Genomic DNA, 22,496 nt, shown 5'->3' with positions numbered 1-22,496 from the left:
GACGATTGACATGCCAGCGAGACCGCTGAGTGTTCCCACGACGAGCGCGACCGGCACTGAGAACTGCGAGTGCGTCAGCATCAAAACCCATTGCGCGGTGATGTCGAGGAAGACTGATAAGAGTAGTCCGATAACTAGGGTCATATGACCTCCTGTGATTAAATGTAAGTATTAATGGCGCGCGACTACGACATCGACGAGATCCTTTACCTGTCCCAGACCAAGGGCATGAGTGCCGCGTGGATCAAGGAAGAGCTCTCGCTGTCGATTACCCAGCGTCAGCTGCAGCGCCTCATTGCGCAGCGCGTGGGCCGTCGGCCGACCAGGCAGGCGATCCGTATGCCGGACACTGTCAGGAGCCGTGTCGTCGCGTACATGGAGTCGAGAGGGCTGGATCAGTACTACTGCTCGCTGTGTCTGAAGCGCAGGATGGAACCCGGCTTCATTCACGCACTCAACGGCGACCCGTCCCTTGACGTCCTGGTGTTCGTGTGCCGCCACTGTTCGGTGGCGAGCGATAGGTAGGTGCTAGGCGCGGTTGTTCTTGTGGTCCCGCGCCTGGTAGTCCTCGACGATCTCTCCAATCGTCACGCCCTGCTGCTGATCATCTTCGGTGACGAAGTAGATCGTGGGCCACGCTCCGGTCGCCCATAGTGTCAGGCCGTGCTCTTTCACGTACCAGAGGATCGCTTTGGAGGGGAGCGCCCGTATCTCGCCATCAGCGGTCCGATACGGGTCCGGCTGCTTCTCCGGCACCTCGTCTCCGAAGATGTTCGAGCCTTCGAGCAAACCGAGCTGTTTCATCAGCGGTCGGACGTCTCGACTTGCACGCGGCGGAACCATCCCGGTTTGCGCTGCATGATCGTGCAGAGGATGCCGCTGTTCTGATGTTCGCGGGTAGATGCGTCGTCGGCCGCGCTGAAGGCTTGCTCGCTCTTCTTGACGGCTGCGTCCGCTTTGCCGTTGGCGATGTTCGCGACGGACTTTGCGTTGCTGACGTCACCGGACAGTTTGGCAACCGCATCATTGAACTGTTTCAGAGTGACGTACTCGTGCTCGGCGGGGTTCTCTTGAACCTCCTTGAGGTCGTTGATCAGCGTCTGTTCGGCCGGCGTCGTCTTGCGGCTCGTGTGTCGGGCCAAGAGGTATGCCTGGTACGCCTTCCACGTCTTGAGGCGCTTGATGGCCCGGACGGTGGACACGCTGACGCCAGTAACTTCGGCGACCTTCTCGGCTTTGTACAAGCCTTCCTTCACAACCTGCTTGATGTAGCGATTGATGTTGTTGAACGTGCGCTGTTGTAGCGGCTTGCTCATGTGGATTGTTCTCCTGGGCCTCGGCCCGTTATTCAGTTGTGTGTGCGGTCCTACGCGACCGGCTCGTCGACGATGATCTCTTCGTCCGACGGCGCGTAGAACTCTGCTGGCAGGTGGTAGGTGCCCTTCTCGAGCGCTGCCAGGTACTCGTCAAGCTTCTTGAAGTCCTCCGGCGTCTTCACGTTCGCCATGAACGGCTTGCCGGTGGCCGACTTGACCACCTTGTTCTCGTAGGACGGGCTCGCCAGCTTGAGCGCCTTGAGCCGGGCTCCGAGCGTTCCGACCGGCGTGCTGTCGTCTATCGGCAGCGTGTCGGGGTCCTCGGTGACTTCGATCGCCGTGGCGTTCTTCACCGACTCGACGTCGCGCATCTTCTCGGCGACGATCTTCTCGAAGTTGATGATCGCCAGTGCGGCGGAGTCCCGGGACTTGAGCTTGAAGACCTCGGCCGCGATGTTCTTCCTCGGCCACTTGAGGTGCTTCAGAAGCGTCTCGATCTGGCCCTTCTGTTCCTCGGTCACCGGCGCGATGGCACCCGCAGCCTTGTTGCCGTCGTCATCCTCTTCTTTCGCCGTGATGCCGATCATGGCCATCAAGGCGTACCTGCGCGTGTAGGTGACGGCAGAGCCGTGCTTCTGAGGATCGATCTCCCGTATGGCGAGCTTGGTGGTCCTGATGAAGCTCTTGCCGCTCTCGTGGACGAGGATCGTTTCGAGGGCTGCGTGGCCGTGTTCGTCGGTGATCATCGGCTGCATCACCGCGATCTTCCTGGCGGACAGCAGCTCGTGCGCCTTCTCTGTCACCACGTCGAGCGGCACGTAGTTGCTTCCGTAGGCGTCGTTCGCAGCGCTCTTGGTAAGAGCCTTGAGTTCCGACTGGATGCTGATCAGCGCTTTGGCGATGACCGGCGGTACCAGGTACTCCGGCGTCTTCTTGCCTACTGAATCGTCGTCCATACGAGGGCCTTGCTCAGAGAGCGTGCTAGTGAGTGCTGGGGTGACTTGCCGAACGATCGTCGTCGTGGCTGGTAGCGGGGCGCTGAGGCGGCCATGCGGCGGTCCAGGCGGGCTTCCGTGGCTCGACTACGTTCGTTCTTGTTCCTTCGGGTTGTTGTGAGTGCTTGCATCGGTGGTGAGTTCCTTTTTAAGTTGTGTGTACAGACGTCGCAGTTCGGCGCGCTTCTGGCGGTGGAACGCTGAGTCCTTGGTGCTGAGGTCGGTGAGGATGGTTCCTCTCGATACCTTGCGGCCGGTACGCTCGCTTTCCCGCTTCGAGAGGCCGTCGAGGGCTTCTATGAAAGACGGGTCGAGCTTGTGGTGGAGTTTCTTGAGCGTGGAGCCCTTCACTTTGGGTGGCAGGTTCCACTGGTGTTCTCGATTCATTCGGTGTTTGAGCCTTTCGTTTCCCCCTTTTTGATATGTAGTCATGCAGTCGCAAGGGCGTCCCTTCTGACACATGCGGTAGGCGGAAGGGACTGAGACGCAGAGACACGCGGTACTTAGGCGCGTTTCACTTTCAGCGGGCCGAAGGACTGACGGTCCAGTGCGTCGTGCGCCCTTGCCGCTGCATGACCTGGTTGTTAAATATGCGGTGACTACAGGCTGTCGAACTTGCTATCGGCGTTCCGCTTTCGTCTGTGCAATAGTGTGGACTATGGTCGTTCAATAGTCAACGCTTTTATGTCGCAAACAAGTCGTTTTGCTGTGGATAAATCATGACGGCCTCTGGGTGTGGAGATGGACGTGGACCTGTTGTGGACTTCGGGCCACGGCGCATCCGCGCTGGCGCGGGGATCGGGCGGCCGTTGACACGCGTACTTGGCTCCCTCATAGTGATCCCCATGATCATCCTCGACCGTGACCGCCTCATCGTGCTGTCTATTGCACGCTTCGGACAGCTTGCTTCCGAACACATAGCGGCCATGCATTTCGCGGACGTGAAGAGCCCTACTCCGCAGTGGCGGACCATGCACCGGCTCATCGATCACAACTACGTGAAGCTCGTAGAACGCCGTCCAGTGGGCGGAAACGGCTCGGGCAGCGGTCAGTACGTCTATCAGCTCGGAAGCGCCGGACACGCGCTCTCAGGACGTCCGGGCAAGTATTGGCCTTATCGTTCGGTGAACCTGCATACGCTCGCCATTGCCGACGTGCACGTGGAATTGGTCCGGGCGGAACAGGCGGGCCGCATCACGATCGACCGCTACGACACAGAACCCCACACGCACAGGGTAGTGGCCGGTGCCGAACTGAGGCCCGACTACTACGTTGATGCCGGCGACCACGTGAAGCGGCGGAACGTCGAACTCTGGATCGAAGCCGACCGGGGGACCGAACGCCAGGACGCGATCAAGGACAAGCTCAAGCGATACGCACATGCGTACGAGCAGGGGAGCATGACGTTCTTTCCGCGCGTGGTGTTCATCGCGCCGGACGAGCAGCGCGCCCGTGAGCTGCGCACGATCATCGAGCGGGGCAGGGATGAAGTGAAGGACCTTTTTTACGCGTGCACGCTTCCCGAGTTTACGGGCTTGTTCTTCGGTTGACCTCTGTAAATAGGGTTGACTATTACGGCGCGGAAGCGCATAATGAAAGGGTAATAACTAAACAGGACAAGAAGTATGATAACCATCACGTTGAGTGAAGATGAAAAAGGATTGCTGTTGCTCGTCATAGACGACATGCTTGATCAGCTGGACATGGACTCGTTGAACGAAGTCGCGCTGTTGGGCGAGGTCAAAGACAAACTGCAGGCGGCCGCGTGATCGTCAATACCGCCACCGGCGAGATTCTCGACTTGAGCGCCCTGGGACGAAAGCCCCGCGGTCCGAGGACGAAAAGACTCAACGTACGATACTGGCAACAGAACGAAACGCTTTGGCTCTTGACGGTTCTGTCGCTGCTCTTCGCCGCCGTATCAATCGCACTCTGACATAGAAAAAGCCCCGCTCGCCAGCGGGGCTACTCTTTTGTGGCAGATGAATCCGGTTTCTTCGACCTGCGAGCAGCCGCTTCCTCCATCTTCTTCACCAATTGTGACTGATAGTTCTGTCCATGTCCACCCTTTTTCGTTTGGAACTCTGCCAGGTCGGCGTCTATGAACTTCTGCGGCCGTTTCATTTCGGGCACCTGGTGCCAGCCGAACAGTGTTGGTTTTCGGGGAGCTGTCATGCCTTGATTATGCACGAGCACAGGCGCTTTGCATAGTTCAATATTGACCGGCATGCGGTCGGCGTGGTTTGATAGTAGCAACCGTTTGCCATTCACAACAACTGGCTCACGGGGGTATAAGTCGGCCATTAAGAAAGCCCCGATCTCTCGGAGCTTCTGTTCGCCATTCACAACTGGTTCTATTTTACCAGTTCTGTTCCCTTATGCAAATACTTTAGCAACAGATTGCACGCCGTAACCCCTCGCAGTACGAAGCCAAGGCAGCAGTCAGGACTTTGCGGTCAGCGCTAAAACCAGGCTCCGATGGATTTTTTACCGGCGTCGGTAAAAAATCTGATTGCCCCCTAAACGTCGTCCTGGTCTATGCGGTGCTCACAAGCGGTCCGGTTGCTCTCACTCAGTACTCGGGAAAAGGAACGGTCTTAGAGAGCAGCTGAAGGTTTCGCGCCCGTCTGGTCCCTGCTGCTAGGGAAGGGGGGCTCTATGCCCGGATGAAATCGGCGAGCGACAACGCGGTCAGTACGCCGAGGATGCAAATGCCGGTGGCCAGGAAAGGGTAGCCGATCGTGAACAGGAACGAGTACCAGAGCGAGTAGTCGCCCGTCTCCAGCGCGGGCACGATCTTCCGGTTGGCGAAGATCATCAGTAGCACGAAGATGATGATGGCCACAATCGCGCCGATCACGTTGTCGGCCACGTCGGTAGAGAGCCTGCCGAGCAGCGCGATGATGAACGAAGCGATCAGCGAGCCGATCGTGCCCCACAGGAGAGCGTTGCTGATCTGGCGCGGGGTCATCTTGTCTGTCATGGGGCAAGCATAGGGGCACGTTGACTTTTTGTCGGGTTCTGTCACATTCGGGTCATGGAACAGCTACCCGTACGCATCTACAAGCACTGGATCGGCTACGTGATCATCGCGTTGGCCGGCCTCTGCGTGATCGGGATCTTCTGGTCCGGGCTTGGCACCATGCTCGAACAGACCGGCATCAATCAGATGCTCGTGCTCGGCATCGCCGCCCTGGCCATCCTCTCGACCGCCGCGATCTCGATCGTCCTTATCTACGTGTACGGCCTCAGCTACGTCGAACTCACTGAGAACGGGATCACGGTCAAGAACTGGGTCACGCCGTTCACCAGCCGCGACGAGCAATCCGAATGGGTGCGCGTCACGCGGTCCAACGCGCTCATAGGCGGCATCTTCGGCAGGGTCCTCAACTACGGAACGCTCAGTGTCGAAACGAACGGCGGATCGAATCAAGTCCGGTTCACCTACCTGCCGCGTCCGGAGCATTGGCAATACGTCATACAACTCGAAGCCGACAATGCGACTCCCGATGTTCCTACTGTTTCCTAAAAATAGGGTTGACTATTCAGTACCAAGGCGCATAATGAGGGCAGTTCGAAAGAACGACTTAACAATCAAGCGTAGTAGCGTCGGCAGACGGAGACAGCCAGAGAGCTGGTAGGTATAACTAGGCGATCGCCAAGGCGGGATTCAACGGTCATCCTCGCCGAGAGGACGGATGTCCAGGGACGTGAGTTAGTTACTTGCGGGCCGGTTCACCCGGGACGACACTGACGACTTCGGGTCAAACCCCGACGAATCTGCCGACACTCATACGCTTGATCGCACCTTTCATCGACTCATCACATGGGCGCACTGTCGAACGGAGAGATACCTAAGAACAGCGCGCTCAACCAAGTGATTGAAGGGCAGCCAAAAGAGTGATCTGCGGCGGCACAATGCTTTCGAGCTAAGTTCTCATTATGGCCAGTTCAATCACTCGCCGGCAGTTCCCTGTCTTGGGCTCTGCCGGCGTCCATGCGATCAGTCGATCGTCATATTCACAACTAAAGAAGGAACATCAACGTGCAAAGGAAATTATCGGACAAAGACTACGGGCTGCTCATAGCGGCAGGGTGCGGCGCACTCATCGTTCTCGGCATCTGGCTTCTGGTCCAGGCCGTCACCAACTTTCAGAACCAACTTCAAGAGCCCGCGGTCACACCGGCGGCGGCAGTCACGGCCCGCCCGCAGCAAGCTGCCGAGACGGTGCCTGGCGCACTGGAGCTCGTTGACCAGTACCGGGCGAGCAAGCATCTTGCGATGCTGTTCCTAGACCCTCAGCTGACCGAATCGGCTCAGGCCAAGGCCGACGATCTTGTGGCTAATCAGTATTGGGCTCACAACCGCCTCGGCGCTACGTCATGGGACTGGTTCGCGAAAGCCGGGTACGTCTACAGCGTCGCGGGGGAGAACCTTGCGAAGTGCTGGCCGGACACTAGCTCCGTCGTCAACGCCTGGATCGCCAGCCCCACCCATGAAGCGGTCCTGACCGGCAACTACCAGGACGTCGGCTTCGGCATAGCCAAGAACCCGAAGGACGGTTGCAACTACGTCGTCGCTCACTTCGGAACGCGCCAGGGAGCGGAGCAGTGAGCGCGGAATCCGGCCCTCCATTTTACCCGACTGAAGCGTTCGATCTCCCCTCGTACCCTTCCATCCACGTAGAGGCGACGCACTACCTGCACCTGTACGCCGACCCCGAGGTCTTCACGATGGAGCAGTTGAAAGAGCGTTCCAACTATTACTCTCGGCTCGCATCTTGGACGAGCGACCGTGCGAAGGGTCAGGCGCTGTCGATCATCCAAGCCTTGGATTTCGAGATCGCCATGCGCACGGCCGAAGCCATCGAGATCGAACAGATCGTCGAGTATGGCTGGATTCCTGAAGGTGACTGACGACGACCACTTCGCCGTCAACGCCTGGATGATCGGCAACGGCTTCAAGTGGGAAGCGCGGGTGCATCCGGACGGGGGAGTGTGGCGCAGCTTCCATCCGGACGTCGGCAATATCGAACTGACTCAGGCTGCTGCCGTGTTCGCGTTCTTCCAGTACCTCAAGGGCGGGCGGCAGGGCGCGCAGAACGCGGCCGATCTCGTCCCGCAGCGCCTCAACCTGAGACAGGCGCTCTACGCGATCCTGCGCATGGGAAGACCCCGCGCCTAGGTTCGGGACACCAGACGCGGGGTCGCTTGGTTTCAGTCAGTGCGACTGGTGGCTCTCTTCAGGAATAGTGTCGTCGGGCTCTTGACTGATCTCGACGGCGTAGCCGAGACGTATGGCCGATCGGATCATGCGCCCGTCGTAGCAGGCCTGCCACTCGGCAGCGTCGTAGCTGCGGAAACGGACGTGCGATTTGCTCGGGTATGCGGGGAACAGGACCGCGACGATGTTCCTGTCGACGGTCGGACGTCGGCCCGTCAGCTGGTCTTGGAAGGTGCCGGACAGGCCGTGGCCGATGCGTCCCCACTCGATCAGCCAGCCCAGCTGGTTCACGACTCGCGCCTGTATCGGACGATGCGCTCTTCCGGGTACGGGCCTCGTCCCAAGTTCAGATCCTCGAGCGCGTAGATCGTCGACTCGACCAGGTAGGACTCGTCAGCCGGGACCAGCTGCGTCCACAAGCCGAACTCCCATGCGCGCCGGATCAGCTCTTCGTCGAAGCACGCGACAGGGTTGCCCCCGTCGATCGTGTCCATGGAGAGCTGCAGGTGGTGCAGGGCGGGCTGCGCGGGGAAGTAGTTCAGCACGGTGCCGCTGTTCAGGTCCGAAGCCAGCGGGAAGAAGGCCATGACGGCCTGCTCCGTCGACAAACCCTCGTCGGGTTTGCGTCTGCCCCAGTCGGCCATATCGAATGTCGTCATCCGTCAATGGTCGCCGTGCGTCCGCAGTCCGTCTATTGACGTCGATTACAGAACACGTTGTGGAAGTCAGAAACGTTCGAATCAGTCGCCAAGCCCGACGCACATGTACCTTGCGCTTCTTTCTTGACGTGCAAGCCTGCGCTACGGTTGCTCGCTAGAAGAAGGGTTGTTCATGGCGACTGAAACCGCGCCCGCGCACAACGTACGTATACGGCACGACGTGTACGAGTGCCTCGTGCGAGAGGCGGAGGACCGCGACCAAACCATCACGAGCCTCATCAACAACATCCTCGCAGACAGGGTCAACTTGGAGACGGCACCGCCCCAACGGGCGCGTTCGTCCACCCTCCGCGCTGCTCGTAGGATGGTCGGATGACCTCGCTGACCGCCGCCCGCCGAGAGCCTTGGAAGACTGACGGACCGCGCAGCGTGCCGCAAGCCTTCCCCTACCAGGGCTCGAAGCGCGCTCTCAGCGCTCAGATCCTCTCGCTCTTCCCCGATGGCGGCCCCACCCGGCTGATCGAGCCCTTCGCGGGTTCCGCTGCCATCTCGGTGGCCGCGCGCCGTTACGGGTTGGCGGGCGACGTCAGTCTGTCAGACGTCAACGGGCCGCTGATGGGCCTTTGGCAGCGCATCATTGACGACCCGGAAGGGCTCGTGGACGACTACTCAAGGATGTGGACCGAACAACAAGAGGATGCGCGCGCTTACTTCTTGCAGGTACGTGACGACTTCAATCGGTCGCAGGACCCGACGTTGCTGCTCTACCTGCTCTGCCGGGTCGTCAAGGCGGCCGTTCGATACACCAAGAACGGCGCCTTCAACCAGAGCGCCGACCACCGCCGGCTCGGGGCCAAGCCGTCGAACATCAAGCAGCGAGTGTTCGAAGCGTCACGGCTCATGCAAGGGACCGAGCTTCACAGCGAGAGCTATGAACCGTTCCTCGTCGACGCGCCGCGTGACGCCCTGGTCTACATGGATCCTCCGTACCAGGGAACGACGGACGTGCCGGACAGCCGCTACTTGATGGGACTTCGCCGCGAACCGTTCGTCGAAACGCTCCAACGGGCGGTGGACAACCAGGTGAGCTTCATCGTGTCCTACGACGTGGTGCGCGACGACAACAAGTACGGTCTCAAGCTTCCGGACGAACTCGGACTGACGCATCGCCACGTAGTCGTGGGGGTTTCGTCACAGGCCACGTTGAGCGGTCGCAGCGAGATGTCGATCGAGTCCCTCTACATCAGCCCTGCGCTGGTGCAGCGTCTTGGTGGCGAGGACAACATCGACGCGCGGATTGACGTAGAGCCGGCGGATCAAGCTTCGCTCTTCTGACGCCTAATTGAACCGGATCACTATGATGATCAGGTGTCAGTTAACGCGCCGCTTCAACTTACCCCCGAACAGGTCACATGGCTTAAGGGCCTCAAGATGTCGAAGCGGGCGGCGGTAGTCCGCGACCACATCCTCGAACACGGCGCCATCACTACTGACGAGCTGGCGAAGCTCGGGTACAACCACCCGCCGCGTGCGGCGCGCGACTTGAAGGACGCCGGAGCGGGCGTCCGTTCGGTCATGGTGAACGTCGGCGGCAAGCGGATGGCCAGCTACACCTTCGACGGCAAAGCCAACGAGGACGGCGCGGGACGCGTGGTGCTTCCGAAGGCGTTCACGGACCGCGTGAAAGAGAGCACCGGCTTCAAGTGCGAAGTGTGCCAGGGCAAGTTCGCGGGAAGGGTGCTGCAGGCCGACCACCGCGTACCGTTTGCGATCGCGGGGGACCAGCCCGAGATGCTGCTCGAGGACTTCATGCCGCTGTGCGCACCGGACAACCGCGCGAAGTCCTGGTCGTGCGAGCACTGCCCCAACTGGACGATCCGTGACGCATCAGCTTGCGAGCGTTGCTTCTGGGCGCACCCCGACGACTACACGCATGTTGAGCTGCGGGCGGAGCGGCGGTTGAACCTGGTCTTCCAGGAGACCGAGGTGCAGACGTACGACGACGTAAGGGAGCGCGCCTCTGCTGAAGGTAAGTCTGTCCAGCAGGTGGCAAAAGAAGCGCTCGCCCAGGACTGATCCGGACGGCACGCGGCCCTATGGATTCTCTTATCACAAAACACCCGGACTCGAAGTAGATAAGCGCCGCAGGCCGGACGATGTTTTTTCGATTAGGGGTCAATGAAAACCGCTCTTTTCTAATCGTTCCGCTTGTGCGTTAATAGGGGTAGATATGGCGACTCCTATGCAAACGAAAGCAATTCAGATCTACGTGGAAGGACATGGAAAAGTCAGCGTTTCCGAGTCCATGCGCCGCGCCGGGTATTCGGATGCCACAGCGAAGAACCCGAGCAACCTCACCCGCACGATGGAGTGGAAGGAAGCGATGGAAGCGTTTCTGCCGGACATCGACCTGCTGGCGAAGCATCACGAGCTGCTGAACGCGCAGAAGCTCGAATCGGCCAAGTTTCCCATCTGGGTGCCGCAAGAACGGATCAGGGAGATCCTGCTTGAAGCCGGTTGTTCGCCGCGCAACTCGGAGACGAACCCGATGACGGGCGTGACCGTCGTCTGGTACTACGCGCCCAACCACGACGCGCAGGCGAAGGCGCTTCTGTTGGCCTACAAGCTCAAGGGCAAGCTCACTGAGAAGGTCGAGCACTCAGTGAACCCGGACGGCCTTTATGGAAACAACGAACTGACGATCACCGTCGTCGAGAACTCGCACGATGCCGAACATCCGACTGGGGCCTAAGCAGCTTCTCGCCTTCAACGTGCTCAACGACCCGTTCGTGGTCGACCTGCTCTTCGGAGGCGGCGCGGGCGGCGGCAAGAGTCTGCTCGTCACTATGTGGGCGGCGATCGAGTGCCGCAAGTTCCCGGGCATCACTATCGGGCTCGGACGCAAGGAGATCTCCAACCTCGGCAAGACGACCGTCGCGACCCTGCTGACCGAAGCGCACCTCTACCTCGGCATCGGCAAGGATGACTTCACCTACAAGGCTCCCGGCTCCCCGAACCCCGGCATCTACTACAAGAACGGCAGCGCGATCACGCTGCACGACCTCGCGTACGCGCCGTCCGATCCGAACTACGACCGCTTCGGTTCCCTGCCTCTGACGCACGCGATCATCGAAGAGATCGGCGAACTGGACGAGCGGGCCGTGCGCGCGTTCGCGTCACGTGTCAACCGCAAGCTCAACCGCGAGTACGACATCACCGGCAAGACGATCCAGACTTGCAACCCGTCTCAGAACTTCGCGCGGGAGCAGTACTACGACGTGTTCGAACGCCTGGGCGGTGGAGACATGCAGTCATGGCCGCGCGGCGACGTGTGGATCGGCGGAAAGCTCTACGTGGACGGGGCGAAGCGTGTCTTCATCAAGTCCCTGCCGACTGACAACCCGTTCCTTCCCCGCAACTACATCGAGACGCTTAGAAGCCTCCCTCCTGCTCAGCGCCGGCGCCTGCTCGAAGGTGACTGGGACTTCGACCAGGACGAGGGCAAACTGATCGCCTCGCACAAGATCCGCACGACCGACGACTTTGACCGCAACGCCAGGTCGGCGTTCGGGTGCGACCCTTCGAGGGGCGGGGACGGCTGTATCTTCACCGAGCTCAAGGGCGGAGTGGTCGTCGACTCCAAGCGGCTTGAGATCCCGCAGGATGATCCCCACTTCGACGTCGACACCTTCATCGCGCAAGAGTTCATCGACTGGGTGCAGTCGCGAGGGGGCGGTTACGAGGACGCGGCGATCGACGCCGTGGGTATCGGCTCGGGCGTCCTGGACGCCTGCAACCGCCTTGGCTTCTACGTCCAGGCGTTCATCGCCGGTTCGACCGTAGGCATACGCGTGCTCGATAAGTACGGCGTGATCATCGACGATCCGACGCCAGCTCAGAAGAAGGACAGCATCGCGCTGTTCAACAACATCAGGTCCCAGAATTACTCCGACATCGCGACCGACTTGGAGAAGGGCACCCTGCTGTTCTTCGAGGACGTGCCGCACCTGCAGGAGTACAAGAAGGACCTCTCGGCGCACAAGGTCAAGTTCAAAGAGCGCCAGACGATTATCGAGAGCAAACCCGAACTCAAGTTGCGCCTCGGCCGGTCGCCCGACTACTCCGACGCCCTGCTCGCCGCTTACTGGGTGGACAAGAACCGCCCTCAGGACTTCGCCTACGAATCGCCGAAGAGCGACGACGAAGACGACGGCGGATTCCGCGGCACGACGATGACTGGGGGCTTGTTAAATAAGCGCTTCTAGCTCATATTTACAAGCAGATGGCGACAAAGCAGAAACCGACCCGCAAAGATTACCCAGAGACCGGACAGTCCGGAACTCAGATCTTCAACGGCATCATCACCAACGAGGAATACAACTTCGAGCTGATGGGCCGGAGGGCTCCGAAAGTCTGGGAAGAGATGCGCCGGTCGGACGCCACGGTCAAGATGTCCCTCCGCGTCGTGAAAGAGCCGGTTAAGGCCCTCAGCTACCACGTGCAGCCCGCGTCCAAAGAGGCGAAGGACTTGGAGGTGGCGGAGATGATCACCGATCAGATGTTCAACGTGCTGCGCTGGAAGACGACGCTCGGCGAGATCCTGACTCATCTTGAGTTCGGATTCGCCGCGTTCGAGAAGGCGCTCTCCTACGGTCCCGTGCACGGCGTAAACCGCGTGTACATGAGCAAGCTCGCGTTCCGCAAGCAGACCAGCATCACCAAATGGGAAGCGGCAGGGAAGCCGGGCATCACTCAGACCGGTCCGGGCGGCATAGACATTTCGATCCCGCTTGAAAAGCTCGTAGTGTTCACCAACGAACAGGAGGGCGACAACTTCGAAGGCGTGAGCGTGCTGCGCTCCGCGTACAAGCACTACTACTACAAGGACAAGCTCTACCAGATCGACGCGATCGGCCACGAACGGCAGGGACTCGGCGTGGTGAAGATCAAGCACCCGAAGAACGCGGAGGCCAAACAGATCGTTGCCGCCGAACGTGCGGCCGAAGACCTTCGCGCAAGCGAGATCGGTCACATCACCGAGCCTGACGGCTGGAACATCGACTTCATGGACATGCAGGCGAAGACACTCAAAGAGTCCATGCCGTCGATTGAGCACCACGACCGGCAGATCTCCGTCAACGTGCTTGCTCAGTTCATGAACCTCGGGTCCACCAGCGGCAGCGGTTCCCGCGCCGTAGGAGAACCTCAACTGGCGATCTTCGAGCACTACGTCAAATTCATTGCCGACTACATCGCGGACACCCTCAACAGGTACGTGATCAAGGACATCGTGGACCGCAACTTCAACGTGACCGAGTACCCGAAGCTGGTAGCCGGTGACGTGGACGGAGAGAGCCTGACCGAACTGGCCGCAGCGCTCAAGAGCCTGGTCGACGCGGGCATGATCGTTCCTACTTCCGAAGACGAGGCGTACCTGCGAGGCATCCTGCGCCTTCCTGAACGCCCTGAAGAAGATGAAGCCGCACAGGACGATGGCGAACCCGCTTCGGATGGTCCGGACGACGAGGACGCGCCTGACGACGAACAGAACCCGACCGACAAGAAGGCGTCGGTTGTCGAACGAGCGCGCGGCGTTCTCGCCAGCCTGAGGGACAAGCTGTATGGCAAGTCGCGACGAGATCCTTAGGACCGCCGAAGAGCTGCACGTAGAGATCCGGGCGACCGAAGAGTGGCAGGACAGCTACAAGCAGTCGGAGGACACCTTCCGTGCTCTGCTCGAACTGGAAGCCATGATGCAGACAGCCATGGGTGAGTACCTGCTCGAGCTTGGAACGCGTGCCGCCGGCTACGTCGACTGGACGCGGTTGCCGCAACCGATCAGCGCGGATTCGGGACCTGTCTTCAACAACGACGACCCGGCGTGGGCCCGCGAGGAACAACTGCTCACAGCCGCCGTGCTTGACATCATCGTTTCACTGATCGCGACTGGCGCTCTGGCAGGCGAGTTCATCTACGAGATCCCTGCCGGGTTCTCGACGCTCGACGAGGCCGTCCTGGAAGCCGCACGTCTCCACGTGGCCACGTTCGTCAAGGGCGCGACCGTCACGACCCGCAAGCTCATCCGCGAGGCCGTAGCCCAGAGCATCAGCCTGGGGGAGGACGCGACGCTCGCGAAGCAGCGCCTCTTCAAGATCATCAACAACCCCGTACGCGCCGAACTGATCGCGCAGACCGAACCGGTGAACGCCTACCAGACGGGCTACAAGCTCTACGCGAAGGCCACCGGAGCGAAGAAGAAGACCTGGGACGGCCTGGCCGGTGCGTGCGCTCTCTGCACCCCGCTTATCGGCAAGACGATCGACATAGACGACCTGTTCATGATGAGCAACGGCGTCGAGATAGACCGTCCGGCCGCTCATCCCCGCTGCCGCTGCTCCCTGATCTACGTCTATTAAATCGTGTTGACAAAGCTTATGCCGTAGCTCATATTCATGGCAGCAATGGCAAACAACAAGTTCATCCGACAGATTCAGATAAAAGCCGACGATCAGGGCGGTCTTCCCAAGACCATCCAACTGCTGCACGCGGGCAACTGGAACACACCGTGGCACGGCGACTTCGAGTTGACCGAAAGCGACATCCGCGCGTTCGCCACGAACTTTGCCGCGAACGTGGGCCTGCCTGACGACTCCGAAGGCAAAGCCCCTATCAACTACAGCCACTACGGCGGTGAGAAAGCCGCAGGGTGGCTCTTCAACGTGCGCGCCGAAGACGTCAACGGAGTCTTGTCGCTATTGGCAGACATCGAATGGACCCCTGCGGGTCAGAAAGCAATCGTGGAGGGCGAGTTTCGCTACATCTCTCCGGAGTTCAACCCACGGGCCCTGCCCTGGGAAGACCCAGAGGAAGAGTGGCACATGGTCCCGAACGTCCTTACCGGCGCGGGGCTGACCAACCGTCCGTTGTTCAAGAAGCTCAAGAAGGTCGCGGCCTCGGAGATTCAAGGCAGCAGCAATAAAAGAACAGAAGGAGAACCTATGAGTTTGAAACTCGAAGACGTCCGAACGATGGAAGCAAGCGCTCTCAAAGACGAGCACCGCGCTTTCCTCGAAGAACACAAAGACCAACTGTCTGCTGAGGAACTGACTAAGTTCGGCATCAAGACTGAAACGAAAGTCGAAGCGAACGACAAACAGGTGCACATCGGCGCCGACGAACTCGCGACGCTCCGTGCCAACGCTCAGCGCGGCGTCGAAGCGGCTGAAAAGCTCGCTCAAACGGAAGCAAGCACTTTCGCTGACGCTCGCATCGAAGCCGGCCAAGTGAAAAGCGATCAAAAGGCAGATCTCGTGAAGATCCTTCTGGCATCCGGTGAATCTCGCCCGGCGCTCGAAAGCTTCCTGAACGGCCTCCCGGTCAACAAAGACATCAACGCCGACGAGATCGGCAAAGGCGGAACGCCTGAAGGCACCGCTACCGAACAGCTCATGACCCGCGCGGAGAAGATCGTCGCGGACTCACAAGGCAAAACCCGCTTGAACGAAGCGATGAAGACTGTCCTCGCATCAGACAAAGCTCTGAGCAAAGCGGTCGACGAAGAACGAAAGTAAAAGGAAAGGAATCACATGACATCATTTCGACAAGGTGACTACGACAGCCGACAAGCGGGTGCAGATCTGACCGCGAAACAGTACTTCATCGTGAAGACTGACGCGCTCGGACAGTACATCCTCGCTACCGGACCTACGGACAACATCCGTGGCGTCCTGGCGAACGCGCCTAAAGCAACGGAGACGGCAGACGTCGCGAACCTCAACGGATCGGGAACTTTCAAAGTTCTGGCCGGGGGGACGATCGCGAAGGACGCCCTCTTGACATCAGACGCGAGCGGCAAGGCTGTCACCGCGGTCCAATCAACAGCTGGCGCTCAACCGTCGGTCCGCGTGTTCGGTCGAGCACGCGCAGCAGCAGCAGCGGGCGACGTACTCGAATACGACAAGCTCTCGCTCCTGTACTAAACAACTAAATCCACAAAGGAAAACTGAATATGGCAACCGGACAATCATACGTCGACCCAGTACTGACCAGCCTGAGTCAGAAGTACACCAACGGCTCGGACGATTTCATTGCTCGCAAACTGTTCCCAGTGATCGTCGTCGACAAACCGACCGGCAAATACTGGGCGTACAACAAAGACAACCTGCGCGCTGGCGGTACGAACATCGATCTCCGTACGGGTCGCAGCAAGACTTCTGAGATCACCTTCGGCAAGTCTCTGAAAGACTTCGGTCCTCTTCAAGAGCACGCGTTGAAAGACTTCATCAGCAAGGACGAATACAAGTTCGTCGACTCGCCGTTGAACATCGAAAGCGACTCTGTCGAAAACCTTAACGAAGTCATGACGCTCGCCGAGGAAATCAGCCTGGCTACAATGCTGCGCGACACTTCGATCGTCACGAACAACATCACCCTTTCGGGCACGAGCCAGTTCAGCGACTACGCGAACTCCGATCCGTTCGTCACGATCAAGAACCGCATCATCCAGCAACGCAACACGTCGTTCAAGCGTCCTAACACGATCGCTTTCGGCTGGGACGTCTGGCTTCAGCTCGTCGACCACCCGAAGATCCTCGAACGCATCAAGTACACGCAGACCGGCGTAGTCGGCACCGCCGACTTCATCAAGCTTTTCGCTCCTTACGGAATCACCCAGGTGTTCGTAGGCGCTGCCATGTACGACGCGACGACCGAAGGGCAGACCGGAACTCCGACATCAGTCTGGGGCAAGGACATCATCATCGGCTTCGTCCAGGGAACGCCTTCCCTGCGCGCTGTAAACGGCGGTTACACGCTCGTTCTCCGCGATGGCAAGTACGTCGACAAGTGGGATGAGAACGACCCTAAGGGCACGTACGTCCGCAACAACGACTACTACGACCAGATGCTCTTCGCGAGCGAACTGTTCTCACTAATCAAGAACGCTGTGGCGTAGGAAGGAACATCAACATGGTTTCAGTAAAAGCACTCACGAACATTGAACACGACGGCGAAATCTACACGAAGGGCCAGTCGATCGAACTGAAGACCGACCAGGCCGACGCCCTCATCGAAGCGGGCGTCGCGACCAAAGGCCGCCACGCTCAAGAAGCGGAAGTCATCGAAGAAAAACCGAAGACCAAAGCCGAACTGCTGGCCGAAGCTGAATCCGAAGGGCTCGTCCTGGAAGGAATCAACGGCGACAGCAAGCGCGATCAGATCGTGGAGGCCATCGCGGCCGCACGTGCAGTAAAACAGGACTAATCGGTCCTACGCGCCAAACGGAGCCCTACGGGGCTCTTTTTGTTTGCTCCGTGTCTAGTTCGAGGTACTTGCGGACTGCAGCGATGAAGTCGTCCTTGAACTTCTTATGCGTGGTCCTGATGAGCTTCCGCTCTTCGTCGTCGTCGGGAACCTTTGAGGCGTCTCTGGACACGTAGGTGAACAGGAACATCGGATCGCCGATGTCCCTGCCGACGAGCAGGTTCAATTGGTTCGCTTTCGAGAACATGGACTGGAGGTCCTCGCTGAACCGTTTGAGCTGCTCCGAGTAGCCGGGGAGCTTGGCGTCGTCGATGTCCCCGTCGTCATTGCGCAACGAATCGAGCACGCGGCCGGACCAGGCTAGGTCGTCTCCGAGCGCCACTATGTCCGCGGCAAGTTCCCGGACGACGGTGTGCCAGCGGATCTGGTCTTCGCGGAGGTTGCGCCTTCGATCCATCGACCGGTTGAAGACGTACCCGAGGCACGCACCGGCGAGCAGGAAGATGCCGGCGATCACTGGTACTCCCCACCAAGGGGCAGTTGACGCCTGGTTGGACAGCTCCACCACGATGGGGGACGGGCTGGGCGTCGGAATCGTCGTCGCACCTGGTACCGAAGTGAGGCTCACTCCGCGACTCTAGCGCGCACCCTTTGCCCCGCTAGTCACTCGATTCCGAAGTGGCTCCGGACCGCAGTTTCGAGCGAACCGACGGACGTACGGACGGTCCTCTCCCGGGCGTAGATGTCAGCCATCTCGGTTGTCATCATCAGCTGCCAGACCTCGTCTTTGACCGTCTGAGCCACGTCGCGGATGCTGCTGGTAGCGATGAGCCGGAGCGACGTCAGTTCGCTCGCGATCTCTTCGTAGGTGTCCATGAATCGGGCAAGAGTCGGAACGGGCACGGGAGGTGGGGCTACCGGTTGGCCTGCGTGCATCTGGGCGATCCCCGCTTCGGCCATGGTGCGCGTGGACAGTTCGTGCTCATGTGCTTCGGCGATGAACCGCTCCGCCAACAGAACTACGCGCGAAGTGTGGTCGAGGACGTTCTGATCCCAACGCTCGAGCTTTTCACGCTTGGCTCTGTGTTTGTCCTGGAGGCGATTGAAGAGGAACCCCAGAATCGCGCCGACGATCAGGAAGCAGCCCGCCACGACGGGAACGCCCCACCAAGGGGCGGTCGGGGCAGCGGCTTGGCCGACCGCGTGCAGATGAACGGCCGACCCGGGCGTGAGCATGGGGCGACTGTAGCAGAACCGCGAGGGCCGCTCGCATTACTATTCAATTAGTGGAGTCACTGTGTCATATTGATGCTCAAGGAAACACGAAACTCAATGCCAGTACCCCTCTTCGTCAAGTCATTCAGGAACGAGAACGTCACCGAACGGTCGGAGCTTGCTCTCGACGCGGCGGAGGGGGCTTCCGCCGTCAGCGTGGCTGATACGGCCGGTTTCATTGCCGGTCAGTCGATCTACTTGGGCGAACCGGGCCTGGACGGCTGCGAGAAGGCCGTAGTTGAGGCCGTTGCCGATGAAACGACCCTGAACCTGGCCGCGCCATTGGAACGCGCACACAAGCGCTTTGAGCCCGTCACGGCCGTGCTCGGCGACCGGGTGCGCATCCGCAGAGCAGTCAACGTCGACGGCAGGGTGCCGTTGATCGAGGCGTTCAGCCCTCTGGCCAGCCGGGCGATCCAGGCGGACCGGCCCGACACCTATTACGCCGATCCAAGCGGGGGTGCCGGCTACTGGTACCTGCTCACGAACTGGAACGAGCTCACTGACGAAGAGACGCCGCTCGATCTGTCTGCCGCCGTCCGCGGGGATGACTATGCGCGCTACGCGTCGCTCGGAGACATCCGGGCCGAGGCGGGCTTCACCAACTCGACCAACCTGAGCGACACCGCCGTGGACCAGCAGCGTCGAGCCGCGCAGGCAGAGATTAACGCCGCCCTGGCGAACTACTACGAGACGCCCTTCAAGCCGGTGCCCGACGCGGTGCGCGTTCTGACCGAGAAGCTTGCAGCAGCCTTCCTTCTGCTCAACGCCTACGGCTCGAAGTACCAGAAGCTCGTCGACGAAGCGCGCGCCTCAGTGCAGCTGTACGCCAACCAGGGCGCATCCCTGACCGACACGGACGGGAACTCGCTCTCCACCACGGAGGGGGTGAGTTATGACTTCGGCGATCAGCCGCGCATGTTCGGGATCGGACAGCGGTTCTGATGGCTGACTTCTCGGTCACGATCAAGGTCAGCGGCAGCCGGGAGTTCATGTCCCGGTTCCAGAAGTTCGGGGCGACCATCTTGAATCTCGGCCAGGCGATGAACGCATCCGGCAAGTACCTCTCGCAGTTCTTCTCCGGCGAGGTGTTCGCGTCTCGAGGCCAGATCGTCGGCAAGCCCTGGCAGCCTCTCAGCGCCTCCTACGCGGCCCTCAAGGCGCGACGCTTCCCCGGCCGTCCTCCGCTCATTCGCAGCGGCGCGATGAACCGCGGCTACAAGTTCGACGCCAAAGAGAGCTCGGTGTTCCTGTTCAACGACAGGTTCTACTTCCGCTTCCACCAGAACGGCGAGGGCGTGCCTCAGCGCGTCACGATGGACGTCGACGCTCCGCGCGCTCAGCGCGTAGGCGAGTTCATCGCTGACAACATCGGCAAGAACATGGAGTCGGCCGGTGTCTGATTTCGACCCTCTGGCGGGCGACTACGGCGATCGCGTCACGAAGGTGATCGATCTGCTTCGCGACCGCTTCGGGGAGTACTTCAAGCGCTACTTCGACGACGACCCCGGAGACATCGCCGCGTTCGACCTCCCTTGCGTCATCGTCAGCGAGAACCAAGACGTCACCAGCCAGGGCTCAATGAGCCAGGACGACATCGAAGAGCAGATCCTGATCAAGGTCGTCTTCGACAAGAAGGACGACTACCGGAACGACAAGGAAGTCCTGGACGCGCCGACCCAGCGCAAACTGCGGGCGATCGTAGGCCGGCGCGACGAAACCACCGGTCACTACATGGACCAGACGGTCAAAGGCGCGATCCGCGACTTCGGACGACTCGACCAGAACGAGATAGCCGACGACATGACCACTGAATACGGCATCCAGCCGCGCGATTCGGGGCTGATGACGATCGAGGCCCACGTGACCTTCGGCATCCAGTACTCGGTCGACGTGCGCTATTAGTTTCCTATTCTAAAATGATTGCGCTTGCTTTATATTGGCCGCATGACTAAGAAACAGGAAGAACCTATCAAGAAGGTGGCGGAAGCCGAGGAAGTCGACATGACGAAGACTTTCACTTTCCCCTACACCGGCATCTCGGTCCAAGCCGAAACCCTCGCTGAAGCGACGGAGAAGCACGACGCGATCGTAGCGAAACAACAAGAAGCGGCCGACCAAGCCGGAAAGGAGAAGAGCGATGAGTAGCCACCAGCAATTTGACGGACGGATCGAGGCGGTCGGGCTCGGGCTCGAAACCACGCCCGGCGTTCCGGTAGCTCCGCAGATCTTCTACCGATGGCTCGACAACGACTTGCAGCCGAACCTGAACATCATCGAGAACAACAGCGCGATGGGAAACCCCGTCAAGGTGAACGACAGCGAGATCGTCGCGCGCTCTTATGCGGGCACGCTCGGCGGCAAAGTGACGGACATCGGCATCGGCTACCTGTTCTACCTGCTCTTCGGTTCCGTCAGCTCCGTAGCGAACGGCGGACTCTTCAACCACACCTTCGACGTGCTTCCAAGCTCCGTTCCGAAGACGGCGACCCTCTCCATGGTCAGCCCGGCTCACAGCAAGCGGCACCCGTACGCGGTAGTCGACAGCATCGAACTGAAGGCGGAAGCAGGAGGATGGGTCACCGTCTCCGCTCCGATGAAGGCGCGGCTCGGCTCGGTCGTCACTACTTCGGCGGCGTTCGTCCCTGAGACCGAGTTCACCAGCAAGCACGTCTCGATCAAGTTTGCTGCGAACCAGGCGGGGATCGCAGCCGCTCCGGTGATCGACGCGACCAGCGTCACGCTGAACCTCGACCGCTCGACCGGCGATCCGTTCTTCCCGCTCGGCACCGACTCCAACGCGGAGTTCGACCGCGGCCCTTGGGAAGCGAAGGGCGAGATCACGATGCGCTACAAGAACACCGACTTCGAAGACGGCTGGTTCGCCAACTCGATTCAGTCCGCTCAGATCACGATCGCGAACGGAACGAAGACACTTGTCCTCTCGGGCAACCGTGTGCGCATCCGAGAAATCTCTCTGAACAAGGGATTGGACGACATCGTGACCCAGACGGTCTCGCTCTACTTCGAGCCTGACACCACCGGAAAGACGGTGGTTCCCGTTCTCACGAACGCACAGGTAAGCTATCTTCCTGCTTAAAGCTTGACCGTTGACTCTCAAGTGCCCTTATGCGTAAATAAGGGCACTATTTAATTGGAGCAACACATACATGTCACGATTGGACCTAACGAAAACTTACTTGCTTGACGGCCTGGCCGACGGATTCGACGACCAGACGTTCATCCGTTTTCAACCCTTGAGCAACGATTACAGCAACGAGGTGCAGGCCAAACTGCAGAAGCTGCACAAGGATGACGAAGCCGGAACGGTAGAAGTCTTCCGCGAAGCAGCGAAGCACGCGTTCAAGGGCGGCACGGTCGTCGTGGACGGCGAGCACGTGGAAGCCGAGGTCGACGACCTCGACGACTTCGGCAAAGTGGTCCTGACTGACATCTTCACCACGATCACGCAGAGCAAGTTCGTCGCCCCAAAAGCCTAGAGGATCAGCGGCGTCAGTTCGCGGACCTTTGGGAGCAATACAGCAAGGTCGTCGTACGGAACGAACTCGACTCCGCCGATCCGGAAGTGGTGCGCGCGGTTCTCGAATACCGCTACAGGGAGAGGTTTCACCTCTCCCGTCTTCAATTTGAGCGCGAGCCGGAAGAGGCCGTGGACGAGTTCATTTGGTTCTGTCTACTCGACCAGGAGCGTGTTAAATTGGACGAAGAAAGACAGAAAGCGCGAAACAACAACTAAACACTGTCA

At 59.8% G+C, this 22,496-nt stretch carries 33 protein-coding genes; 23 read left to right on the top strand and 10 right to left on the bottom strand.

Annotation, left to right across the window (positions count from 1 at the left end; all coding sequences use genetic code 11):
- The first annotated feature begins 174 nt into the window (after positions 1 to 174).
- The gene (locus DEJ22_RS09480) at positions 175 to 525 is read left to right on the top strand and encodes a hypothetical protein (RefSeq protein ID WP_111226312.1); all 351 of its coding nucleotides are present in this window, start codon (positions 175 to 177) and stop codon (positions 523 to 525) included.
- A 3-nt stretch (positions 526 to 528) separates the two neighbouring features.
- Here DEJ22_RS09480 and DEJ22_RS09475 read toward each other — a convergent pair whose 3' ends face one another.
- The 4 genes from DEJ22_RS09475 to DEJ22_RS09460 all read right to left on the bottom strand — a co-directional run bounded on the left by DEJ22_RS09475 (position 529) and on the right by DEJ22_RS09460 (position 2,698).
- Complete coding sequence (locus tag DEJ22_RS09475) at positions 529 to 804, bottom strand: hypothetical protein (protein ID WP_111226311.1); 276 nt, start codon at positions 802 to 804, stop codon at positions 529 to 531.
- Positions 804 to 1,316: a hypothetical protein gene (locus DEJ22_RS09470; RefSeq protein WP_111226310.1), complete on the bottom strand. Its 513-nt coding sequence runs from the start codon at positions 1,314 to 1,316 to the stop codon at positions 804 to 806. The genes DEJ22_RS09475 and DEJ22_RS09470 overlap by 1 nt, the downstream gene beginning before the upstream one ends.
- A gap of 50 nt (positions 1,317 to 1,366) precedes the next feature.
- Positions 1,367 to 2,272 (bottom strand): ERF family protein, encoded by a 906-nt coding sequence (locus DEJ22_RS09465; protein ID WP_111226309.1) that lies wholly within the window; start codon positions 2,270 to 2,272, stop codon positions 1,367 to 1,369.
- Between the two features lie 126 nt (positions 2,273 to 2,398).
- Complete coding sequence (locus DEJ22_RS09460; protein ID WP_146241689.1) at positions 2,399 to 2,698, bottom strand: hypothetical protein; 300 nt, start codon at positions 2,696 to 2,698, stop codon at positions 2,399 to 2,401.
- A 458-nt stretch (positions 2,699 to 3,156) separates the two neighbouring features.
- On the opposite strand from DEJ22_RS09460, the gene DEJ22_RS09455 reads away from it, so the two are divergent.
- Both DEJ22_RS09455 and DEJ22_RS09450 read left to right on the top strand, forming a co-directional pair.
- The gene (locus tag DEJ22_RS09455; protein WP_181430682.1) at positions 3,157 to 3,861 is read left to right on the top strand and encodes a replication-relaxation family protein; all 705 of its coding nucleotides are present in this window, start codon (positions 3,157 to 3,159) and stop codon (positions 3,859 to 3,861) included.
- Positions 3,862 to 3,936: 75 nt separating this feature from the next.
- A complete protein-coding gene (locus DEJ22_RS09450) occupies positions 3,937 to 4,080 on the top strand; it encodes a hypothetical protein (protein WP_181430681.1) in 144 nt (47 codons plus the stop codon).
- A 196-nt stretch (positions 4,081 to 4,276) separates the two neighbouring features.
- Here the strand turns inward: DEJ22_RS09450 and DEJ22_RS09445 are convergent, their stop codons facing one another.
- Together DEJ22_RS09445 and DEJ22_RS09440 are read right to left on the bottom strand one after the other, a co-directional pair.
- Positions 4,277 to 4,615, bottom strand: coding sequence for a hypothetical protein (locus DEJ22_RS09445; protein WP_146241688.1), 339 nt, complete (start codon positions 4,613 to 4,615; stop codon positions 4,277 to 4,279).
- A gap of 352 nt (positions 4,616 to 4,967) precedes the next feature.
- Positions 4,968 to 5,294, bottom strand: coding sequence for a hypothetical protein (locus DEJ22_RS09440; protein WP_111226307.1), 327 nt, complete (start codon positions 5,292 to 5,294; stop codon positions 4,968 to 4,970).
- 54 nt (positions 5,295 to 5,348) lie between these two features.
- Between DEJ22_RS09440 and DEJ22_RS09435 the strand changes: the two genes are divergently transcribed.
- From DEJ22_RS09435 to DEJ22_RS09420, 4 genes are all read left to right on the top strand, one after another.
- Positions 5,349 to 5,840: a YdbT family protein gene (locus tag DEJ22_RS09435; protein WP_111226306.1), complete on the top strand. Its 492-nt coding sequence runs from the start codon at positions 5,349 to 5,351 to the stop codon at positions 5,838 to 5,840.
- Between the two features lie 516 nt (positions 5,841 to 6,356).
- The gene (locus tag DEJ22_RS09430; protein ID WP_111226305.1) at positions 6,357 to 6,926 is read left to right on the top strand and encodes a CAP domain-containing protein; all 570 of its coding nucleotides are present in this window, start codon (positions 6,357 to 6,359) and stop codon (positions 6,924 to 6,926) included.
- Positions 6,923 to 7,228, top strand: a complete 306-nt coding sequence (locus tag DEJ22_RS09425; protein WP_111226304.1) for a hypothetical protein — start codon at positions 6,923 to 6,925, stop codon at positions 7,226 to 7,228. Before DEJ22_RS09430 ends, DEJ22_RS09425 begins: the two co-directional genes overlap by 4 nt.
- Positions 7,221 to 7,496, top strand: coding sequence for a hypothetical protein (locus DEJ22_RS09420; protein WP_111226303.1), 276 nt, complete (start codon positions 7,221 to 7,223; stop codon positions 7,494 to 7,496). Before DEJ22_RS09425 ends, DEJ22_RS09420 begins: the two co-directional genes overlap by 8 nt.
- Before the next feature lie 36 nt (positions 7,497 to 7,532).
- On the opposite strand, the gene DEJ22_RS09415 is transcribed toward DEJ22_RS09420, so the two are convergent.
- Both DEJ22_RS09415 and DEJ22_RS09410 read right to left on the bottom strand, forming a co-directional pair.
- Positions 7,533 to 7,826 carry a hypothetical protein gene (locus tag DEJ22_RS09415; RefSeq protein WP_111226302.1) on the bottom strand — a complete coding sequence of 98 codons (294 nt, stop codon included), beginning with the start codon at positions 7,824 to 7,826 and terminating at the stop codon, positions 7,533 to 7,535.
- Positions 7,823 to 8,194, bottom strand: coding sequence for a hypothetical protein (locus DEJ22_RS09410; RefSeq protein ID WP_111226301.1), 372 nt, complete (start codon positions 8,192 to 8,194; stop codon positions 7,823 to 7,825). The genes DEJ22_RS09415 and DEJ22_RS09410 overlap by 4 nt, the downstream gene beginning before the upstream one ends.
- 372 nt (positions 8,195 to 8,566) lie before the next feature.
- Between DEJ22_RS09410 and DEJ22_RS09405 the strand changes: the two genes are divergently transcribed.
- The 10 genes from DEJ22_RS09405 (at position 8,567) to DEJ22_RS09360 (ending at position 17,455) form a co-directional block, all read left to right on the top strand.
- Positions 8,567 to 9,529 carry a DNA adenine methylase gene (locus DEJ22_RS09405; RefSeq protein ID WP_111226300.1) on the top strand — a complete coding sequence of 321 codons (963 nt, stop codon included), beginning with the start codon at positions 8,567 to 8,569 and terminating at the stop codon, positions 9,527 to 9,529.
- 33 nt (positions 9,530 to 9,562) lie between these two features.
- Positions 9,563 to 10,270 (top strand): HNH endonuclease signature motif containing protein, encoded by a 708-nt coding sequence (locus tag DEJ22_RS09400; protein WP_146241687.1) that lies wholly within the window; start codon positions 9,563 to 9,565, stop codon positions 10,268 to 10,270.
- Positions 10,271 to 10,436: 166 nt separating this feature from the next.
- Positions 10,437 to 10,946, top strand: coding sequence for a hypothetical protein (locus DEJ22_RS09395; protein WP_146241686.1), 510 nt, complete (start codon positions 10,437 to 10,439; stop codon positions 10,944 to 10,946).
- On the top strand, positions 10,921 to 12,459 hold the full coding sequence (locus DEJ22_RS09390) for a hypothetical protein (RefSeq protein ID WP_111226297.1): 1,539 nt from the start codon (positions 10,921 to 10,923) through the stop codon (positions 12,457 to 12,459). The genes DEJ22_RS09395 and DEJ22_RS09390 overlap by 26 nt, the downstream gene beginning before the upstream one ends.
- A 17-nt stretch (positions 12,460 to 12,476) precedes the next feature.
- Entirely contained in the window at positions 12,477 to 13,841 is a 1,365-nt protein-coding gene (locus DEJ22_RS09385; protein WP_111226296.1) for a phage portal protein family protein, read from the top strand.
- Positions 13,816 to 14,610: a phage minor head protein gene (locus DEJ22_RS09380; RefSeq protein ID WP_146241685.1), complete on the top strand. Its 795-nt coding sequence runs from the start codon at positions 13,816 to 13,818 to the stop codon at positions 14,608 to 14,610. The genes DEJ22_RS09385 and DEJ22_RS09380 overlap by 26 nt, the downstream gene beginning before the upstream one ends.
- Positions 14,611 to 14,655: 45 nt before the next feature.
- On the top strand, positions 14,656 to 15,765 hold the full coding sequence (locus DEJ22_RS09375) for a phage protease (RefSeq protein WP_181430680.1): 1,110 nt from the start codon (positions 14,656 to 14,658) through the stop codon (positions 15,763 to 15,765).
- Positions 15,766 to 15,780: 15 nt separating this feature from the next.
- Complete coding sequence (locus DEJ22_RS09370) at positions 15,781 to 16,173, top strand: capsid cement protein (protein ID WP_146241684.1); 393 nt, start codon at positions 15,781 to 15,783, stop codon at positions 16,171 to 16,173.
- 29 nt (positions 16,174 to 16,202) lie between these two features.
- Positions 16,203 to 17,147, top strand: a complete 945-nt coding sequence (locus DEJ22_RS09365) for a major capsid protein (RefSeq protein WP_111226294.1) — start codon at positions 16,203 to 16,205, stop codon at positions 17,145 to 17,147.
- Positions 17,148 to 17,161: 14 nt separating this feature from the next.
- Positions 17,162 to 17,455, top strand: a complete 294-nt coding sequence (locus DEJ22_RS09360; RefSeq protein WP_111226293.1) for a DUF7210 family protein — start codon at positions 17,162 to 17,164, stop codon at positions 17,453 to 17,455.
- Between the two features lie 25 nt (positions 17,456 to 17,480).
- Here the strand turns inward: DEJ22_RS09360 and DEJ22_RS09355 are convergent, their stop codons facing one another.
- Positions 17,481 to 18,083 (bottom strand): hypothetical protein, encoded by a 603-nt coding sequence (locus DEJ22_RS09355; protein ID WP_146241683.1) that lies wholly within the window; start codon positions 18,081 to 18,083, stop codon positions 17,481 to 17,483.
- Between the two features lie 35 nt (positions 18,084 to 18,118).
- Complete coding sequence (locus tag DEJ22_RS09350) at positions 18,119 to 18,691, bottom strand: hypothetical protein (protein WP_146241682.1); 573 nt, start codon at positions 18,689 to 18,691, stop codon at positions 18,119 to 18,121.
- Between the two features lie 72 nt (positions 18,692 to 18,763).
- Here DEJ22_RS09350 and DEJ22_RS09345 point away from each other — a divergent pair, with 72 nt between their 5' ends.
- From DEJ22_RS09345 to DEJ22_RS09320, 6 genes are all read left to right on the top strand, one after another.
- Complete coding sequence (locus tag DEJ22_RS09345; protein WP_111226290.1) at positions 18,764 to 19,675, top strand: phage protein Gp36 family protein; 912 nt, start codon at positions 18,764 to 18,766, stop codon at positions 19,673 to 19,675.
- Positions 19,675 to 20,133, top strand: coding sequence for a phage virion morphogenesis protein (locus tag DEJ22_RS09340; RefSeq protein ID WP_111226289.1), 459 nt, complete (start codon positions 19,675 to 19,677; stop codon positions 20,131 to 20,133). Before DEJ22_RS09345 ends, DEJ22_RS09340 begins: the two co-directional genes overlap by 1 nt.
- The gene (locus DEJ22_RS09335; protein ID WP_111226288.1) at positions 20,126 to 20,635 is read left to right on the top strand and encodes a hypothetical protein; all 510 of its coding nucleotides are present in this window, start codon (positions 20,126 to 20,128) and stop codon (positions 20,633 to 20,635) included. Before DEJ22_RS09340 ends, DEJ22_RS09335 begins: the two co-directional genes overlap by 8 nt.
- A 42-nt stretch (positions 20,636 to 20,677) precedes the next feature.
- Entirely contained in the window at positions 20,678 to 20,878 is a 201-nt protein-coding gene (locus DEJ22_RS09330) for a hypothetical protein (RefSeq protein ID WP_146241680.1), read from the top strand.
- Complete coding sequence (locus DEJ22_RS09325; protein ID WP_111226287.1) at positions 20,871 to 21,830, top strand: phage tail tube protein; 960 nt, start codon at positions 20,871 to 20,873, stop codon at positions 21,828 to 21,830. The genes DEJ22_RS09330 and DEJ22_RS09325 overlap by 8 nt, the downstream gene beginning before the upstream one ends.
- Before the next feature lie 100 nt (positions 21,831 to 21,930).
- Positions 21,931 to 22,230, top strand: coding sequence for a hypothetical protein (locus DEJ22_RS09320; RefSeq protein WP_111226286.1), 300 nt, complete (start codon positions 21,931 to 21,933; stop codon positions 22,228 to 22,230).
- The last annotated feature ends 266 nt before the right edge of the window (positions 22,231 to 22,496 follow it).

Source organism: Curtobacterium sp. MCSS17_007, from assembly GCF_003234175.2.
GTDB lineage: Bacteria > Actinomycetota > Actinomycetes > Actinomycetales > Microbacteriaceae > Curtobacterium.
The sequence above is the reverse complement of the archived record's forward strand: the minus strand, read 5'-3'. Positions and strand labels throughout refer to the sequence as shown.

What these genes read in the sequence shown, in the direction of transcription:
- DEJ22_RS09480 (WP_111226312.1), top strand. Translation starts at nt 175, where the DNA reads ATGGCGCGCGACTACGACATCGACGAGATCCTTTACCTGTCCCAGACC.
- DEJ22_RS09475 (WP_111226311.1), bottom strand. Translation starts at nt 804, where the DNA reads ATGAAACAGCTCGGTTTGCTCGAAGGCTCGAACATCTTCGGAGACGAG.
- DEJ22_RS09470 (WP_111226310.1), bottom strand. Translation starts at nt 1,316, where the DNA reads ATGAGCAAGCCGCTACAACAGCGCACGTTCAACAACATCAATCGCTAC.
- DEJ22_RS09465 (WP_111226309.1), bottom strand. Translation starts at nt 2,272, where the DNA reads ATGGACGACGATTCAGTAGGCAAGAAGACGCCGGAGTACCTGGTACCG.
- DEJ22_RS09460 (WP_146241689.1), bottom strand. Translation starts at nt 2,698, where the DNA reads ATGAATCGAGAACACCAGTGGAACCTGCCACCCAAAGTGAAGGGCTCC.
- DEJ22_RS09455 (WP_181430682.1), top strand. Translation starts at nt 3,157, where the DNA reads ATGATCATCCTCGACCGTGACCGCCTCATCGTGCTGTCTATTGCACGC.
- DEJ22_RS09450 (WP_181430681.1), top strand. Translation starts at nt 3,937, where the DNA reads ATGATAACCATCACGTTGAGTGAAGATGAAAAAGGATTGCTGTTGCTC.
- DEJ22_RS09445 (WP_146241688.1), bottom strand. Translation starts at nt 4,615, where the DNA reads ATGGCCGACTTATACCCCCGTGAGCCAGTTGTTGTGAATGGCAAACGG.
- DEJ22_RS09440 (WP_111226307.1), bottom strand. Translation starts at nt 5,294, where the DNA reads ATGACAGACAAGATGACCCCGCGCCAGATCAGCAACGCTCTCCTGTGG.
- DEJ22_RS09435 (WP_111226306.1), top strand. Translation starts at nt 5,349, where the DNA reads ATGGAACAGCTACCCGTACGCATCTACAAGCACTGGATCGGCTACGTG.
- DEJ22_RS09410 (WP_111226301.1), bottom strand. Translation starts at nt 8,194, where the DNA reads ATGACGACATTCGATATGGCCGACTGGGGCAGACGCAAACCCGACGAG.
- DEJ22_RS09405 (WP_111226300.1), top strand. Translation starts at nt 8,567, where the DNA reads ATGACCTCGCTGACCGCCGCCCGCCGAGAGCCTTGGAAGACTGACGGA.
- DEJ22_RS09395 (WP_146241686.1), top strand. Translation starts at nt 10,437, where the DNA reads ATGCAAACGAAAGCAATTCAGATCTACGTGGAAGGACATGGAAAAGTC.
- DEJ22_RS09390 (WP_111226297.1), top strand. Translation starts at nt 10,921, where the DNA reads ATGCCGAACATCCGACTGGGGCCTAAGCAGCTTCTCGCCTTCAACGTG.
- DEJ22_RS09385 (WP_111226296.1), top strand. Translation starts at nt 12,477, where the DNA reads ATGGCGACAAAGCAGAAACCGACCCGCAAAGATTACCCAGAGACCGGA.
- DEJ22_RS09380 (WP_146241685.1), top strand. Translation starts at nt 13,816, where the DNA reads ATGGCAAGTCGCGACGAGATCCTTAGGACCGCCGAAGAGCTGCACGTA.
- DEJ22_RS09375 (WP_181430680.1), top strand. Translation starts at nt 14,656, where the DNA reads ATGGCAAACAACAAGTTCATCCGACAGATTCAGATAAAAGCCGACGAT.
- DEJ22_RS09370 (WP_146241684.1), top strand. Translation starts at nt 15,781, where the DNA reads ATGACATCATTTCGACAAGGTGACTACGACAGCCGACAAGCGGGTGCA.
- DEJ22_RS09365 (WP_111226294.1), top strand. Translation starts at nt 16,203, where the DNA reads ATGGCAACCGGACAATCATACGTCGACCCAGTACTGACCAGCCTGAGT.
- DEJ22_RS09360 (WP_111226293.1), top strand. Translation starts at nt 17,162, where the DNA reads ATGGTTTCAGTAAAAGCACTCACGAACATTGAACACGACGGCGAAATC.
- DEJ22_RS09350 (WP_146241682.1), bottom strand. Translation starts at nt 18,691, where the DNA reads ATGCTCACGCCCGGGTCGGCCGTTCATCTGCACGCGGTCGGCCAAGCC.
- DEJ22_RS09345 (WP_111226290.1), top strand. Translation starts at nt 18,764, where the DNA reads ATGCTCAAGGAAACACGAAACTCAATGCCAGTACCCCTCTTCGTCAAG.
- DEJ22_RS09340 (WP_111226289.1), top strand. Translation starts at nt 19,675, where the DNA reads ATGGCTGACTTCTCGGTCACGATCAAGGTCAGCGGCAGCCGGGAGTTC.
- DEJ22_RS09330 (WP_146241680.1), top strand. Translation starts at nt 20,678, where the DNA reads ATGACTAAGAAACAGGAAGAACCTATCAAGAAGGTGGCGGAAGCCGAG.
- DEJ22_RS09325 (WP_111226287.1), top strand. Translation starts at nt 20,871, where the DNA reads ATGAGTAGCCACCAGCAATTTGACGGACGGATCGAGGCGGTCGGGCTC.